15 protein-coding genes are annotated in these 16,065 nt (G+C 44.1%); 11 read left to right on the top strand and 4 right to left on the bottom strand.

Annotation, left to right across the window (positions count from 1 at the left end; all coding sequences use genetic code 11):
* Positions 1 to 106 precede the first annotated feature (106 nt).
* Positions 107 to 1,378 (bottom strand): ABC transporter permease, encoded by a 1,272-nt coding sequence (locus tag T426_RS0107495; RefSeq protein WP_199898647.1) that lies wholly within the window; start codon positions 1,376 to 1,378, stop codon positions 107 to 109.
* Positions 1,379 to 1,495: 117 nt separating this feature from the next.
* On the opposite strand from T426_RS0107495, the gene T426_RS0107490 reads away from it, so the two are divergent.
* The 5 genes from T426_RS0107490 to T426_RS0107470 all read left to right on the top strand — a co-directional run bounded on the left by T426_RS0107490 (position 1,496) and on the right by T426_RS0107470 (position 6,271).
* The gene (locus T426_RS0107490) at positions 1,496 to 3,757 is read left to right on the top strand and encodes an aconitate hydratase (protein WP_025865164.1); all 2,262 of its coding nucleotides are present in this window, start codon (positions 1,496 to 1,498) and stop codon (positions 3,755 to 3,757) included.
* Positions 3,758 to 3,900: 143 nt separating this feature from the next.
* Positions 3,901 to 4,278 carry a CCC motif membrane protein gene (locus T426_RS25000; protein WP_148303791.1) on the top strand — a complete coding sequence of 126 codons (378 nt, stop codon included), beginning with the start codon at positions 3,901 to 3,903 and terminating at the stop codon, positions 4,276 to 4,278.
* Between the two features lie 368 nt (positions 4,279 to 4,646).
* The gene (locus tag T426_RS0107480; RefSeq protein ID WP_025865162.1) at positions 4,647 to 4,838 is read left to right on the top strand and encodes a hypothetical protein; all 192 of its coding nucleotides are present in this window, start codon (positions 4,647 to 4,649) and stop codon (positions 4,836 to 4,838) included.
* Positions 4,839 to 4,913: 75 nt separating this feature from the next.
* On the top strand, positions 4,914 to 5,831 hold the full coding sequence (gene miaA, locus T426_RS0107475; protein ID WP_025865161.1) for a tRNA (adenosine(37)-N6)-dimethylallyltransferase MiaA: 918 nt from the start codon (positions 4,914 to 4,916) through the stop codon (positions 5,829 to 5,831).
* Positions 5,828 to 6,271, top strand: coding sequence for an NUDIX domain-containing protein (locus T426_RS0107470; protein ID WP_025865160.1), 444 nt, complete (start codon positions 5,828 to 5,830; stop codon positions 6,269 to 6,271). The genes miaA and T426_RS0107470 overlap by 4 nt, the downstream gene beginning before the upstream one ends.
* 122 nt (positions 6,272 to 6,393) lie before the next feature.
* Here T426_RS0107470 and T426_RS0107465 read toward each other — a convergent pair whose 3' ends face one another.
* Positions 6,394 to 6,759 (bottom strand): hypothetical protein, encoded by a 366-nt coding sequence (locus tag T426_RS0107465; protein WP_036984714.1) that lies wholly within the window; start codon positions 6,757 to 6,759, stop codon positions 6,394 to 6,396.
* Between the two features lie 332 nt (positions 6,760 to 7,091).
* Here T426_RS0107465 and pheT point away from each other — a divergent pair, with 332 nt between their 5' ends.
* The 5 genes from pheT (at position 7,092) to T426_RS0107435 (ending at position 12,755) form a co-directional block, all read left to right on the top strand.
* The gene (gene pheT / locus T426_RS0107455; RefSeq protein ID WP_027585481.1) at positions 7,092 to 9,548 is read left to right on the top strand and encodes a phenylalanine--tRNA ligase subunit beta; all 2,457 of its coding nucleotides are present in this window, start codon (positions 7,092 to 7,094) and stop codon (positions 9,546 to 9,548) included.
* Positions 9,549 to 9,618: 70 nt separating this feature from the next.
* Positions 9,619 to 10,527: a DMT family transporter gene (locus T426_RS0107450; RefSeq protein WP_025865158.1), complete on the top strand. Its 909-nt coding sequence runs from the start codon at positions 9,619 to 9,621 to the stop codon at positions 10,525 to 10,527.
* A gap of 66 nt (positions 10,528 to 10,593) precedes the next feature.
* The gene (locus tag T426_RS0107445; protein ID WP_025865157.1) at positions 10,594 to 11,640 is read left to right on the top strand and encodes a phosphotriesterase family protein; all 1,047 of its coding nucleotides are present in this window, start codon (positions 10,594 to 10,596) and stop codon (positions 11,638 to 11,640) included.
* Positions 11,641 to 11,706: 66 nt separating this feature from the next.
* Positions 11,707 to 12,210: an O-acetyl-ADP-ribose deacetylase gene (locus tag T426_RS0107440; RefSeq protein ID WP_025865156.1), complete on the top strand. Its 504-nt coding sequence runs from the start codon at positions 11,707 to 11,709 to the stop codon at positions 12,208 to 12,210.
* A gap of 44 nt (positions 12,211 to 12,254) precedes the next feature.
* On the top strand, positions 12,255 to 12,755 hold the full coding sequence (locus tag T426_RS0107435) for a GNAT family N-acetyltransferase (RefSeq protein WP_025865155.1): 501 nt from the start codon (positions 12,255 to 12,257) through the stop codon (positions 12,753 to 12,755).
* Positions 12,756 to 12,770: 15 nt separating this feature from the next.
* Here T426_RS0107435 and T426_RS0107430 read toward each other — a convergent pair whose 3' ends face one another.
* The gene (locus tag T426_RS0107430; RefSeq protein ID WP_027585480.1) at positions 12,771 to 13,145 is read right to left on the bottom strand and encodes an SRPBCC domain-containing protein; all 375 of its coding nucleotides are present in this window, start codon (positions 13,143 to 13,145) and stop codon (positions 12,771 to 12,773) included.
* Positions 13,146 to 13,273: 128 nt separating this feature from the next.
* Here T426_RS0107430 and T426_RS0107425 point away from each other — a divergent pair, with 128 nt between their 5' ends.
* On the top strand, positions 13,274 to 14,134 hold the full coding sequence (locus T426_RS0107425) for a UbiA-like polyprenyltransferase (RefSeq protein ID WP_036984711.1): 861 nt from the start codon (positions 13,274 to 13,276) through the stop codon (positions 14,132 to 14,134).
* Positions 14,135 to 14,408: 274 nt separating this feature from the next.
* Here T426_RS0107425 and T426_RS0107420 read toward each other — a convergent pair whose 3' ends face one another.
* The gene (locus T426_RS0107420) at positions 14,409 to 15,956 is read right to left on the bottom strand and encodes an ADP-ribosylglycohydrolase family protein (protein ID WP_025865153.1); all 1,548 of its coding nucleotides are present in this window, start codon (positions 15,954 to 15,956) and stop codon (positions 14,409 to 14,411) included.
* Positions 15,957 to 16,065: the final 109 nt, after the last annotated feature.

The raw sequence follows: 16,065 nt of genomic DNA, 5'->3' as shown, positions 1-16,065 counted from the left end.
GCGGTGAGTCAGCAAGAATAGAAAAAAGAACCGGATGAACTGCACAAGAATCCGGATGAACTGAAATTTGAGTGGATGAGCTGCGAAGGATTATCCCATTCGGAAGTTATTCGTATCGCAGCGCTTCGATGGGATCGAGCCTGGCTGCCTGCATGGCCGGTAAAAATCCCGAAGCCAGGCTGACAAGCAAACAGAGCGCTACCCCGGAAAAAATCCATAGCCACGGAACAATGAAGGAGCTTCCGATTAGCGCGGAAACACCATTTCCGGCTAATATACCCAGTACGATACCAACCAAACCTCCAAGCTGGCCAATGACAATGGATTCAATCAGGAACTGTTGCCGGATGGTTCGGGAATTGGCTCCCATGGCTTTCCGGATACCTATCTCGCGGGTCCGTTCCGAAACGGTGACCAGCATGATATTCATTAAACCAATGGCCGCTCCAAGCAACGTAATGAATCCAATAATGGTGGCTGCCAACGTAATGTATTTGATATTTTCCAACAGGATATTTACGAGGTTGTCGCTTTTTACAATATTAAAATCCGATTCGTCTTTGACATCCAGGCCCCGAATAACACGGAATAAACCCTCTGCTTCTCCCACTGCGATATCAAGTAACTGTGGTGATTTCGGCATTACCTGAATTTGAAAATTCATCTGTGGACGCGAAAAAACCTGCCGAACATTGGAATACGGCAATAACACTAATCGGTCGCCGGATGAACCAAAGCCACTACCCTTCTCGGCCAGAATACCAATGACACGATAACGCGCCGTCCCAATAGAAACAACCCGGCCAGTCGGATTCAGTATTCCCGGGAAGAGTTTTCGGGCCAACCCATTTCCCAACAAAGCCACATTCGTTCCGGAATGAATCTCCTGTGAAGCAAAATTTCGTCCCATGCTGATGTCGTATCCGGCCGTTTGCAGATAATTACCATCGACACCGATTACCCTGACATTGGGATTACTTTTTTGTGATTCATAACGGACCGTTGCTGTACCGGTCGCATTAACTGTCATGGAAACCTCGGCTGGGAAATCGAACTCATCCTTAAACTCCCGTGCTTCGAAATAGCTGATGTAACTGTAATTCTTACTTCGATAGCGGTTTCCGCCCACTTGCACCCGCATACCACGGCTCTGAATGGTAAATGTATTAGCACCAAGCCGCGTAAATTCTGCTGTAATGGAATTTTTAATGGAATCAATAGCTGTTAAAATGCCAACCAAAGCCGTAATTCCAACGGCAATGATTAGGATGGTCAGCACCGAACGAACCCAGTTTCCTCTGATGGACTGGATCGACATTAATATGTTCTCCTGAGTGAGCGGATTGAACAGCATGAGCGATTTGGTTTGCTTCTCCAAGGTAGAAATATTTCAAAGATTTTGAAACAATTCGCCCCTTACAAACCTTTAGATTTTATATCCGTTTATGATTAATAAATATTATTTTGCGACATATCTAAATAAATCGATTAAAAAATGGCATATGATGTTGAAATGATTCGTCAGGTATATGAACGCTATCCTGAAAGAATCAAGCAAGCCCGTAAACTTCTGGGGCGCCCCATGACCCTAAGTGAAAAAATTCTTTATTCTCACCTTTCCGGTGATCTTCCTAACGAACCGTTTAAACGGGGCGAATCTTACGTGAATTTTGCACCGGACCGTGTTGCCATGCAGGATGCCACTGCACAGATGGCTGTTCTCCAGTTTATGCAGGCCGGAAAAGCTCAGGTTTCGGTCCCTTCGACCGTTCACTGCGACCACTTGATCCTGGCTAAGGAAGGAGCAAAAGAAGACCTTACTACTGCAGAGAAAACCAACAAAGAAGTATACGATTTTCTGGCGTCAGCCTCAAAAAAATACGGAATCGGTTTTTGGAAACCGGGAGCCGGAATTATTCACCAGGTAGTTCTGGAGAATTACGCATTCCCGGGTGGAATGATGATTGGAACCGACTCGCATACGCCTAATGCAGGCGGTATGGGAATGGTTGCCATTGGTGTAGGTGGTGCCGATGCAGTAGATGTAATGGCCGGACTACCCTGGGAACTGAAATTCCCGAAACTGATTGGTGTGAAACTTACCGGGAAACTCAGTGGATGGACCTCTCCCAAAGATGTTATTCTGAAAGTGGCCGGCATTCTTACTGTAAAAGGTGGAACCGGAAGCATCGTCGAGTATTTTGGCCCGGGAGTCGAATCCATCTCCGGAACCGGAAAAGGTACCATTTGTAACATGGGTGCCGAAATCGGAGCCACTACTTCTACCTTCCCGTTCGACGAATCGATGGCAAAATACCTGAAAGCTACCGGTCGTACCGATGTAGCTGAAATGGCTGCCAAAATCGAAGAACACCTCCGTCCCGATCCGGAAGTTGCAGAAAATCCGGAAGCTTATTACGATCAGATTATCGAAATTAATCTTTCGGAACTGGAACCACATATTAATGGTCCGTTCACTCCGGATTTGGCAACACCTGTTTCACAATTTGGTAAAGTAGCCAAAGAGAACGGATGGCCGCTGAAAATGGAGGTCGGTTTGATTGGTTCGTGTACTAACTCTTCGTACGAAGATATAAGCCGCGCTGCATCGGTAGCTAAGCAGGCACTGGACAAAAACCTGAAAGTTAAAGCGGAATTTACCGTTACGCCAGGTTCTGAACAGGTTCGTTACACCGTCGATCGCGATGGTTTCCTCGATACCTTCGAACAAATTGGTGGAGTCGTGCTGGCCAATGCCTGTGGTCCATGTATCGGTCAGTGGGCACGTCACAATGCCGAGAATCTGGATGAGAACTCCATTATGACGTCATTCAACAGGAACTTCTCCAAGCGAAATGATGGCAACCCAAAAACGCATGGTTTTGTAGCTTCACCTGAAATTGTAACGGCCTTTTCGATCGCCGGTACGCTCGATTTCAATCCGGCTACTGACTACCTGGAAAACGAAAAAGGCGAGAAAGTAAAACTGGATGAGCCCAAAGGCGATGACTTGCCAACCAAAGGTTTCGATGTGAAAGACAGAGGTTTTATTCCGCCGTCATCGGAGAACAAAAATTTGGAAGTGGTCGTCAAGCCGGATTCTGAGCGTCTTCAGTTGCTCACTCCCTTTAAAGCATGGGATGGTAACAACCTGACGGGAATGAAATTGCTTATCAAAGCAAAAGGAAAATGTACAACCGACCATATTTCGATGGCTGGCCCCTGGCTTCGTTACCGCGGACACCTTGATAATATTTCCAACAACATGCTAATTGGTGGTGTCAACTACTTCAACGAGCGCACGAATGCCGTAAAAAATCAATTGACCGGCGAACTGGGCGAAGTACCGGCAACAGCACGTGATTACAAAGCCAAAGGAATCGGTTCTGTTATTGTTGGAGACGAAAACTACGGTGAAGGCTCGTCACGCGAGCATGCAGCTATGGAACCGCGACATCTGGGTGTAAGAGTTGTTCTCGTTCGTTCATTTGCCCGTATCCACGAAACAAACCTGAAAAAACAGGGTATGTTGGCACTGACCTTCGATAATCCGGCCGATTACGACAAAGTACAGGAAGACGATACCATCGATGTATTGAAACTGACCGAGTTTGCTCCCGGAAGTTCGTTGGTAGTTGTTCTTCATCATGCCGATGGCTCAACCGATGAAATCATTGCCAACCACACCTACAATGAGGCACAGATTGAATGGTTCAAAGCCGGTTCATGCCTGAACTTCATTAAAGAGAATCAATAATTTCTTCCCATATGATAAAAAAAGCCGGTATCAACCGGCTTTTTTTATATAATTTAAACTTTCTGTCCTATTATTCTAAAATTTGGATATTATACTTTCCATTTCTTATATTTACCTCCACTAACAATCAGAAAAACAAAGATATGGAAACAGAAAATACCCAAACAGAGAATACTAACCAAACAGGAGCCCCAAACTCCTTTCAACACGAAATTCCCAACGCATCTGTCATCCTAATTCTTGGAATTATTGCCCTCGTTATTTCGTTTTTCAATAGTCTGGTAGGTATCGTTGCCGGCGTGGTCGCCCTGGTTATGGCCCGCAACGCAGAACGCTTATACCACCAAACACCAAGACTTTACACACTCTCATCCTATTCAAATATCCGTAGCGGAAGAACCTGTGCCATCATTGGAATTGTGATCGCTATTTTAAAAATTATTCTTATCGGAATTATCCTTGGTTTGCTCGGAGCGTTTATTCCATGGGACCAAATTACACATGGAAGTATCCAATTATAAAAATAGGTCGATTCTACATTTTTTAACATTTTTTAATACAATTTCTAATCGATTTTAGAATTACATCTTTTACTTTGGAATGCTGTTTAAGAAAAATGTTATGGATCGAAAAATAATTACAACGAAACATTCCTTCAATTTTCGTTTTCAAAAAACAGCATTCAAATCTGATCTTCAGGCAAATTAGCCACTTAGTCAGGTTAATAAACAAACAAAAAACCGATTGCCTTGGCGGCGGCAACATCAGAAACTGAAAGCAATCTGATAATAGCAAAAGATGGAATGTGCTTTTAAAATGAAAAACAGATAATATTCTGTTTTAACATTTTCCGAATTGATCTTTATTTATTGAACTAAATACGATTATCATGGAAAAGAACCTTAATGCACCGGAGGTTACCTTCAAGAAAAGTGTGGCCCCGTCTCAGTTCCTTGACGTCAAATCCAAAGAAAACGACTTACTTATGGAAACGGAATGGGATAACTTGGACGAGTACTCTGATTTCGGTGAATTGGAGGATCTGAATCAAATTTACGGAGACATCGACGAAATTTTATAACCGAAGGGGCTTTTGCCCCTTTTTTTATTTCCAGCCACAGCCACTACCTTTGCACAAAACCCGTGCAACCCATTCATGAAAAATACCCTTATTGTTTTGCTTGGCCCTACTGGCGTAGGGAAGACAGATCTCAGCATTGATATAGCCAAACACCTCCACACCGAAATCATCTCGTGTGATTCCCGCCAACTTTTCAAAGAAATCAGAATCGGGACAGCTGTTCCGGAAGAAAAATATTTGCAACAGGTTCCCCATCATATGATTCAGAACCTTTCGGTAGAAGACGACTACAACGCCGGAAAATTTGAGTATGATGTTTTGAATTTGCTGGAAGGGTTGTTCCCAGAGCACCATACCGTGCTGATGACCGGTGGCTCCATGTTATATATCGACGCCGTTTGCAAAGGAATCGATGATCTTCCAACAGTAGACAAGGAACTGAGAAAGCAATTACTCAACCGATTTCATGAAAACGGACTGGAACCTTTACGCCTGGAGTTGAAAAATATTGACCCGGACTATTACGAACAAGTCGATTTGAAAAACCCCAAACGAATTCTGCATGCCCTCGAGATCTATTATATGACTGGCAAGCCTTATTCTTCCTTACGGAGAGAGGAAGCGAAAAAACGACATTTCAATATCGTGAAAATCGGATTGAATCGCGACCGCACCGAGCTTTACGACCGAATCAACCGTCGGGTGGAATTGATGATGGAAGAAGGATTGGTGAATGAAGCCCGCGGTGTTTACGGGAAGCGTCATTTAAATCCGTTGAATACGGTTGGCTACAAAGAGCTTTTCGCACATTTCGATGGTGAATTAACACTGGAACAAGCTACCGAAAGGATTCAGGCCAATTCCAGAAAATATGCACGCAAACAACTCACCTGGTTTCGCCGCGATGAAAGCATCCGTTGGTTTCACCCCGACGAGAAACAACAGGTGTTCCAATATATCGACGAACAACTAATGCAAAACCAGAAAGCATGAACGGGAATTTTACCATCAGGGTTTACGGGCTGATATTACATAACAGAAATGTTTTGCTGATTGACGAGTTTCAGTTGGGCCACCCAATGACCAAATTTCCGGGCGGTGGGCTCGAGTATGGAGAAGGGACCATTGATTGCCTGCGTCGTGAATTCAGGGAAGAGTTACAACAGGAAATCAGAGATATCGAACATTTTTACACTACCGACTTTTACCAGCAAGCACAGTTTTTCGAAAACACACAACTACTCAGTATTTATTATAAGGCCGAATTCACCAATCAACCAAAGCCCAATTTCGCAGTGGAAAGAGAGCCTGATTACTCCGGTCTGCATAAAAACGGCGACATGCATTTCCGCTGGTGTCCCATTGAAAATCTACAGGAACAACTCAGCTTTCCGATAGACCAAAAAATTGGCGAAATGCTACAATGTAGGTGACTCAAATGATTGAATATAAAAAAGCGAAAGCATCTGATACATGCTTCCGCGTACGACATTCCATTCCTAAATCCGGTTATGAAAAAATCGGTGCAGTTTAACTGAAATACCGAAGATGATCCTCAATAGTCATCGTCGTCCTCATCATCCTCATCCTCGTCCGGCACATCTTCCACGTCTTCAATTTCGTCGACATCTTCACCAGTTTCCAGACCTTCCATTTCGAAATCATCACGTAAAGTTCCGTCATCATCATAATCGTCATCGTTTTCGATGATTTCGTGTGCTTCTTCACGTGTCATCCGAACCAAGTAGTAATAGTCTTCAGCTTCAAAGGGCAAGGCAGACACAATCTCTTTTCTGGAATTGGTGTAGGTTACCAAATGGTCAGCAAATCCGAAAGGATACTGCAGCTTAATCTGGTTCTGAGTATCTGAGGGAAGTTTATCGTAATCCTTCACAACCCGGGGTTTAGTTATTCTATCCATCTGCAAATCAATTTAGGTCTGAAATAATTCTGTTCGTATTTCTCAAGCTCTGCTGCCAATCTGTTTCCTGCAGCATGAACTTCGTTTATCTGGTCGAAAAATAGTAATTCAGTCCATCTAAAAAACAACTTTGAGAAATTTATGAAAAAAAAAATTCCTAAAACTGGTTTTCTGTTTCAATCAGCTGTTCTTCAACATATATCCTTCATGCTTTATAACTGTTTTTTTCGTGAAAAATTGTCAAATCTCTTCGCGAACAAAGGGTTTGGGCTTTGGGGTGAAATTCTCTACATTTGTTGATTCTGAAAATAAGCTGAATTAAACATCGAAAAATGAAGCTATCATACACCTGGTTAAAGGATTATATTGACCTGGATTTAACCCCCGGGGAAGTGGCCGAAACCCTTACCCAACTTGGCCTTGAAGTAGGCAGCGTAGAAGAGGTGGAAACGGTAAAAGGCGGTCTGAAAGGGATTGTCATTGGCGAAGTAAAAACCTGCATTCCCCACCCCAATTCCGATCACCTGAGTTTGACAACAGTCGATTTGGGCAACGGAATAGAGAGTCCCATTGTTTGTGGTGCGCCCAATGTGGCCCAGGGACAAAAAGTAGTTGTAGCGACTGTCGGAACGACTCTCTACGACGGAGACAAGGAATTTCTTATCAAGAAAGCGAAAATACGGGGCGAAGTTTCCGAAGGAATGATCTGCGCCGAAGATGAAATTGGTTTGGGAACCGACCACGCCGGTATCATGGTATTGCCTTCCGATGCAAAGGTAGGTACTTCCGCCAGTGACTATTTCAATGTAAAAAGCGATTATGTCATTGAAATTGATTTGACGCCGAACCGTATCGATGGCGCTTCACACATTGGTGTGGCCCGTGATTTGGCTGCTTATTTGAAGCAAACCCGGAACATTGACTATCATGTTCCGTCGGTACATCATTTTTCGGTGGACAACCATGACCTGAAAATTCCGGTAACCATAGAAAATAAAGAGGCTTGCCCACGTTATTCCGGTGTAACCATTTCCGGTATTACCGTAAAGGAATCACCCGAATGGCTTCAGAACAGGTTGCGTCTGATTGGACTGAGTCCCATCAACAATATCGTCGATATTACCAACTATGTGTTGTTTGAAACCGGCCAGCCTTTGCACGCTTTCGATGCTGCTGAAATTGCAGGGAATAAAGTCATTGTAAAAACGCTACCCGCAGGAACCAAATTCGTCACTCTCGACGAAGAGGAACGCGAACTCGATGCCAACGACCTGATGATTTGCAACGAATCGGAAGGCATGTGTATTGGTGGTGTTTTCGGTGGAATCAAATCAGGTGTTAAAGATTCAACCACGGCCATCTTCCTGGAAAGTGCTTACTTCAACCCGGTTTATATCAGGAAAACGGCCCGTCGTCACGGACTGAATACCGATGCTTCGTTCCGTTTTGAGCGCGGTGTTGACCCGAACAATGTGATTTATGCACTGAAACGGGCAGCGTTGTTAATTAAGGAACTGGCCGGTGGAACCATCTCGTCTGACATTGTGGATGTGGTAGCCGACCATTCTGTTACCGAATATTTCCCGGTAACGGTATCCTACCGTCATATCAACCGCCTTATCGGGAAAGAAATTCCGACTGAAACCGTAAAAAGCATCCTCACTGCACTGGAAATAAAAATTGAAGCCGATACGCCTGACATGCTCGACCTGCTTGTTCCGCCTTACCGGGTGGACGTGCGTCGCGAAGCCGATATTATCGAAGAAATTTTGCGGGTGTACGGTTACAACAATGTGGAGCCGGACGGAGCTGTAAAATCGACCATTCAGCATGCTGAGTTTCCCGATAAGGTGAAACTCCAGAATTTGCTTTCGGAAATGCTGACGGCTAACGGATTCAATGAAATCATGTCGAATTCGCTGACCAAAGCCGGTTATTACGAACAGTTGGACAGTTTCAAAGCTGACCATACAGTTCAGCTTTACAATCCGCTAAGTTCAGACTTGAATGGCATGCGCCAGACATTGATTTTTGGCGGAATGGAAGCGGTTGCCCGGAATACCAACTACCGGAATCCGGATTTGAAACTGTATGAATTTGGAAATGTTTACACCTTCAAGGGAAACAAATCGACCGAAAAACCGGTGAAGAATTTCGCCGAAGAAGAGCATATTGGCTTGTGGATTACCGGCGAAGATGAATCGGAAAACTGGACTACGCAAAGCCGCCCGACCACTTTCTTCACGTTGAAAGCTTTCGTGGAAAATATTTTGACACGATTGGGTCTGGATGTATTGCAGGCTCAGGTTGACACCGTTGATTCAGACCTATTCTCTTCCGGTTTGGAATACAAATTCAACAATCAGTTGGTCGCACAAATCGGCTATGTAAATTCGAAGGTGAAGAAATTGACTGATGTGGAAGCCGACGTCTTCTATGGCGATTTAAACTGGACAGCCATCCTGAAACTTTTGGATAAAAATGGTGTTTCTTATACGCCGCTGCCCAAATATCCGGAAGTACGACGCGACCTCGCGCTGTTGCTCAGCAAGGATGTAAAATTCAGCAGTGTAAAAGAAATTGCGTACAAAACGGAGCGAAAACTGCTGCGCAACGTTAGCATTTTTGACGTTTACGAAGGGAAAAATATTCCGGAAGGAAAGAAATCATACGCGGTAAGTTTCTTCCTGCGCGACGAGGAAAAAACGTTAAAAGACAAACAGATTGACAAAGTGATGAAGAAGTTATTGAGCGCGTTCGAACGCGAACTAAATGCTCAATTACGATAAACATCATCATTAAAATAATTCGGGGCCAATTCGGATGTTCGGGTTGGCCCTTTCTTGATTCAAAACGCTAATGACGCCCAACACAACCAAAGGTGTTTTACTGGCCATGACAACTGCCTTTTTGTGGGGATTTCTGGCCATTGCCCTGAAAGTAGCCTCAACCATGGTTGACTCGTACACCATTGTCTGGTTTCGTTTTACCATCGCGTTTCTGGCTTTGTTCTCCTTCTTTCTGTTCCGGAAACGGGAAATGTTACGCATACTTATCAAACCGCCTTTTATTCTGGTGGTCGCAGCTCTTGCCCTTGGATGGAACTATCTTGGTTTTATGCAGGGAGTTAGTTACACCTCGCCGGGAAATGCGCAGGTCATCATTCAGCTGGGCCCCGTCTTGCTTGCACTCGCCGGTATCATTATCTACAAGGAAAAACTCTCCCGGAGGCAAATCATCGGTTTTGTTGTTGCGTCTGTAGGATTTTTACTTTTCTATCGTCAGCAACTAATTACCATGCTGGGTAAAGAAGCTGATTTCAATACCGGCGTACTCTGGATTGTTTCGGGTGCAGTTGCCTGGAGTATCTATGCCGTTTTTCAGAAGAAGCTGGTACAAACCCACCATGCTCAGGCCATGAACATGTTTATCTACGGTTTACCGGCACTTCTTTTCATGCCGGCAGCAAACTTTGAGCACCTGGCAACCCTTACACCCGGTTGGTGGATTCTTTTGGTTTTCCTTGCCGCCAATACACTAATCGCTTATGGAACGCTTGGAGCTGCCTTCAAATACATCGAAGCGAATAAGATCAGCATTATTGTATCCATGAACCCCATCATCACTTTCATTACCATGGCTATTTTATCGGAACAACATGTCTCATGGATTCCGCCGGAAAACATTTCTCCGCAAGGTTATCTGGCTGCCATCCTTGTGCTTACCGGAGCCATCTTGGTTGTCAAGCGAAAACGTAAAAAAGATTGATGACAATTTGTGAAGTTTAGGTGGCTAATTTTTTATATTTTTTGCCAACCTAAACAAAACGAACTTATGAATCTTAGCTTTGCCAAACTAAACAAGGTCATGCTGCTACTCATGGCCACTTCTCTTTTTTCCTGTCAACATGATGATTCGAAGGTAATGACCGTAACCGGCGAAATCCCTGCTTCTCAAATGGGTGTTACGCTTTCGCATGAACACATACTGGTCGATTTTATTGGAGCCGACAGTATCAGTCCCGACCGTTATAACCGTGAAGATGTGGTCAAAAGAGTCCTGCCTTATCTTGAAGCACTGAAACAATATAATGTCAATACGTTTGTAGATGGTACTCCTCAATTCCTGGGACGTGACCCGTTGTTGCTGAAAGAGTTGTCAGAAAAAACCGGAATGCATTTTATCACCAATACCGGGTGGTATGCCACCGGAGGAAACAAGTTCCTGCCCCAGGAAGCATATGACCTGAGTGCTGAGGAAATTGCTGCACGATGGATTGACGAGGCGAAAAACGGTATCGGGAATACCGGCATCAAACCCGGGTTTATTAAAATTGGTGTCAACATCCCCATGACCGAGATGGACGTTAAATTGGTGAAGGCGGCTTGTATTACACACCTGGCCACCGGATTGACCATTATGTCGCACACCGGTTTGGCGGGCCCGGCATTTTCGCAGTTGAAGATTCTGCATGAATACGGCGTCGATCCTTCAGCTTTTATCTGGACACATGCCATGATTGAGCCGAAGATGGATAAAATCCTCACAGCTGCCGACATGGGAACCTGGGTTGCTTTTGACAATCTCACCCCGGAGTACAAAATGGTCAGCCGGATGCTGGATTTGCTCAACTACTTTAAAGCGGCCAGACGACTTGACCGTGTATTGATATCGCAGGATGCCGGTTGGTATTCACCCGGCGAGCCCAATGGAGGCGATTTCAGAGAATACTCTACCATTTTCGATACCTTAATGATCTTACTTGACAAAACAGGTTTTACCAAAGATGAAATTGACCAAATCCTGGTCACAAATGCAGAGAACGCATTCGCTATTCGGATAAGGAAGCTGCAAAAACAAGCGGACAAGACTTCTGAATAACATTTCCCCCGGCTGACTGTTCCTATTTTTGTAACTTCGTTTTAGAAACAAAAAACGAAATATTGCATGACAGATATTCGGGTTATCAAAGGAGACATCACGCAATTGAAAGTTGATGCGATTGTGAATGCTGCCAATAATTCATTGCTGGGAGGTGGCGGCGTTGACGGAGCCATTCACCGGGCTGCCGGTCCGGAACTGCTTGATGAATGCCGTACATTGAACGGATGTGCCACGGGCAATGCAAAAATCACGAAAGGTCACCGGTTACCGGCTAAGCATGTCATTCATACCGTTGGTCCGGTTTGGTCGGGAGGCAGTTACAAAGAGCGTGAATTACTCGCCTCATGTTACCGGTGCAGCTTGGAAATTGCCGCTGAGCACAAATTGAAATCAATCGCTTTTCCCAATATCAGTACGGGCGTTTATCATTTCCCGAAAGGGGAAGCAGCCCGCATTGCTGTGGCCGAAGTGAAACAGTTTGTAGAAAGCTCTCCATTACCTGATGAAATTATTTTCTGCTGTTTCGACGATGAAAATTATTCACTTTACCAGGAAGCTTTACGTTAATCAATCCAACCAATTTTTTATCTCTTTTTGCTATTTTGGTCTCCATGAAAATTACCATGAAACCGGTATCCAGTCAGAAATCCATTGAAACAGTGGCCCGGCTGGCAGTAGAAATCTGGAATGAACATTATGTTCCCATCATTGGGCAGGAACAAGTCGATTATATGGTCGAAAAATACCAATCAATTCCGGCCATTTCCAATCAGATTGAGAACGAAGGCTATATCTATTTTCTGATTTATGCTGAAGAGGAAGCCGTTGGTTATGTGGGGATACAAATCAGAGAACAAGAGCTATTCCTGAGTAAGTATTACGTACAAAGCTCACAACGCGGGAGAGGCTACGGAAAGGAAGCACTGGATTTCATTCGTCAATACGCTCGTGAAAGAAAGTTGAAAGGCATTTCCCTTACGGTGAATAAATTCAACTCGAACAGTATTGCTGCCTACGAAAAGATGGGATTCCTCAATCTGGGGCCAACCGTCGCCGACATTGGCAACGGCTTCATCATGGATGATTACAAAATGCGGCTTCCGTTGAACTAATTCAGGGAAACCGGTTTAAACAAACAATTCGGCCAGACTTCCGTAATAGTCTTCTTCCCAACCGCTTTTCATGTTATCAAAAGCTCCATCAGGAATGTTGGTCTGGTGAACTTCCATACTGGTTCCCCCCTTATCGGGATGTAGTTTTATGGTGACAACCGAATCTTCGTCCTCTCCAAAATACCATTTCTGTACGATTCGCGTGTCCTGCTCAAATTCCACATTCTCTCCCGAAATGGCTCCGTCCCACAAGCTAAAACGCGAGCCCGGCTCCGTACTCATAACAGCCGGTTCACCCGTCCAAATCTCCAGCATAACCGGATTAACCAACGCATTGTACACATCGGCAGGCGATGCTTTCAGCTTAAAATATTTCTTGAATTCTTTCATTGAGACTTCTTTTAACGGGTTTACAGAGGCCAAAAATAAGGAGAATATCTGGTGTAGGTAATTTATCAGGCTCAATATAGCGCAAACTTTCTATTTTTGTCCATCGATTACTAAGCGATGTTTATACTATGATAACGAAAATACGTAATTACGCCAGCCTCGTAAAATTCGAACATACCATTTTTGCGTTGCCATTTGCACTTATCGGTTTCACACTGGCTATTACCCAAACAACATCTATCTTTCGCTGGGAAGAATTGATCGCCGTTCTGCTTTGTATGGTTTTTGCCCGGAACACCGCCATGGGGTTCAACCGGTATCTCGACCGGGAAATTGATGCAGAAAATCCCCGCACAGCACAACGTGAAATTCCCGCTGGTATCGTTACCCCTCGCAATGCTGCTGTATTTGTTGCCATCAATGCAATCCTGTTTGTTGCCACCACATGGTTTATCAACCAGCTGGTCTTCTTCCTCTCACCCATTGCCCTGATAGTTGTGATGGGTTACAGTTACATGAAGCGCATTACGCCGCTTTGCCATTTTGTGTTGAGCGCCGGATTGGCATTGGCTCCCATTGGTGCGTATTTATCCGTAGCCGGAAAATTCGCATTGGTTCCCATCCTTTTCTCGTTTATTGTTTTTTTCTGGGTCAGCGGATTCGATATCATCTATGCTTCGCAGGATGTAGAGTTCGATCGGGAAAAGGGGTTGAACAGTGTTCCGGTTTTACTTGGCGTGAAGAAAGCACTAAGGTTCTCAGCATTCATTCATGTACTGGCGGCCATCATGGTGGTATGGGCCGGTATTGATTTGCATGCCAACTGGTTGTTTTGGACAGGGGCTGCCATTTTTATTGGATTACTAACTTACCAGCAAAGCATTGTGAAACACGACGACCTGAGCAAAGTAGGTCTGGCATTTGGGACCACCAACGGTGTGGCCAGTGTTATCTTCGCTGTCTTTGTGATTACGTCTCTGTATATCTAACAATTTTATGCAAGGACAGATGTAACAAGTTGGACTAATTCCCAATCCTGTATCTATCAATAGAGAGGCTCCGTGGAGAAAATAACAATAGCTGTGTAAGAAGTCATTTTTCGCTACTTAGGTTTAGCAGAATTTTTGAGTTCAAAGCTCACATGACATAACCGAGTAAAATATTCATACACCCATCTTGTTGAAGTCTGTTTATTCGCATTTGACTGTACTCTCCAACAACACTGATATCCACGCAAAAGCAATACCGCCGGTATAGAATATTCTATTGAATCAACTTGTCAGAATAAATGAGAGCATCTCCCAAATTTACACTCGCTTCCTTTTTGGGATTTAACCATTTGAAAGCAATGATATGGTTCGTTTTGGGCAATTGGTATTTCCAAAATACATCTACTCTCCGGGCAGGAGAGGATGCTACCGGCAAAAGAATGGTTTCGGCTTCATTTCCGTCAACAGACACAGCAATTTTTGCCACATAATCTTCGTCCGGACACCGTGTATAACCACGTATCACTGCCCCAACCCCGTTAAAAGTCACATTAGTTTCTTCTTTCGGCAACTGAAGATTCAGGGGTTTTCTGTCAACCGGAAAATGTCCTTCAAATGATTGTTCCAGTTGTACCGGAACTGGTTTTTGGCAGGCAATTGTTACCCGGGAATCGTTTAACTCTCCTCCGTTTTTCAGAACTACCTGCAAAGCTTGTTTCAATCCCAAGTTATACACATCATTCAATGAAAGATTGGTATAAGCAAAATCACGGTCTTCCACTTCATACAGATTTTTCTTCCAGTATTCGGGAATATGACTGTATCCCAACATAGTTCCCAGAATTCCTCCGGCAGTAGCCGGATTACAGTCCGCATCCTGTCCGCAACGTGTTGCAATGTGGAGTGTTTTTGTATAATCTCCCCGGCCGTAAAGTAATCCGATTACCACGTATGCACTGTTAATTTTCGCATCGATGTCCAAGGGATTAAACACACCATCGGGACAACCATAATCCTCACTCCACTTCTTCTGACATTCAAACCAGGTTTGCTTCCAATCGTCAGGATACTCAGCGTGCCACTTGATTACGTCGGCAATGCACCGGTGAAAGGAACTTTCCTCCGGAATTGTTTTTAAAGCTTCGGTTACAACTGCTTCAACATCGTCTAAAACAAAAGCCAGTGAATACATTGCTCCAACAAAAACACCTCCATACCAGCCATCACCGTAGCAAATCATATGGCCAATTTTGTCGGAGAACCGGCTTGCGGTATTGGGCATTCCGGGTGACATTAAACCTGCATAATCCGCTTCAATCTGATAGTCAATATCATCAGCATGCGGATTATTGAGCCAATTTCCGGACTCTGTTGGCTTTATTCCGTGAAGAATGTTGTAACGAGCCTGTTGGTTAGCATGCCACAACGGATACTCTGAAGTTGCAAAAGCCTTTGCTATAGAATCGATTGGAGCATCAATTCCCAACCGGTCGAAAACAGCAACAAACGTGAGATCCATATATACATCATCGTATAATCCGGGGAAAGTATCATAATATTTTTTAATCGCACCATCGGGCCATTGAATCGGAATATAATCCTGAATCAGGGTTCCGTTGTAAATAAACTCAACAGGGCCGCCATAGGTACAACCGATGGTTTGTCCAGCCCAACCGCCTTTTATTTTATCAGCAAGAAGTGCCTTGGACATGGTTATCTCTGTTGGTACGGAAGAACAGATGTCATTCTGTTTTTCTGCCGAACAGGAGACAACAACGTTAATCGTCAAACAAGTGGCGATTAAAAAAATATATATCCTCATAGTAATTGATTTTACAACTCCACTTCGCGCAAGTAAGTAATCGAAGATTGAGTCATGCTCACCCTATCGGTATTTGTCCTCTGATAGTCATTATTTTTCTTCCTTATAT

Origin of the sequence: Prolixibacter bellariivorans ATCC BAA-1284 (genome assembly GCF_000621705.1) — a bacterium.
GTDB classification, from domain to species: domain Bacteria; phylum Bacteroidota; class Bacteroidia; order Bacteroidales; family Prolixibacteraceae; genus Prolixibacter; species Prolixibacter bellariivorans.
The sequence above is the reverse complement of the archived record's forward strand: the minus strand, read 5'-3'. Positions and strand labels throughout refer to the sequence as shown.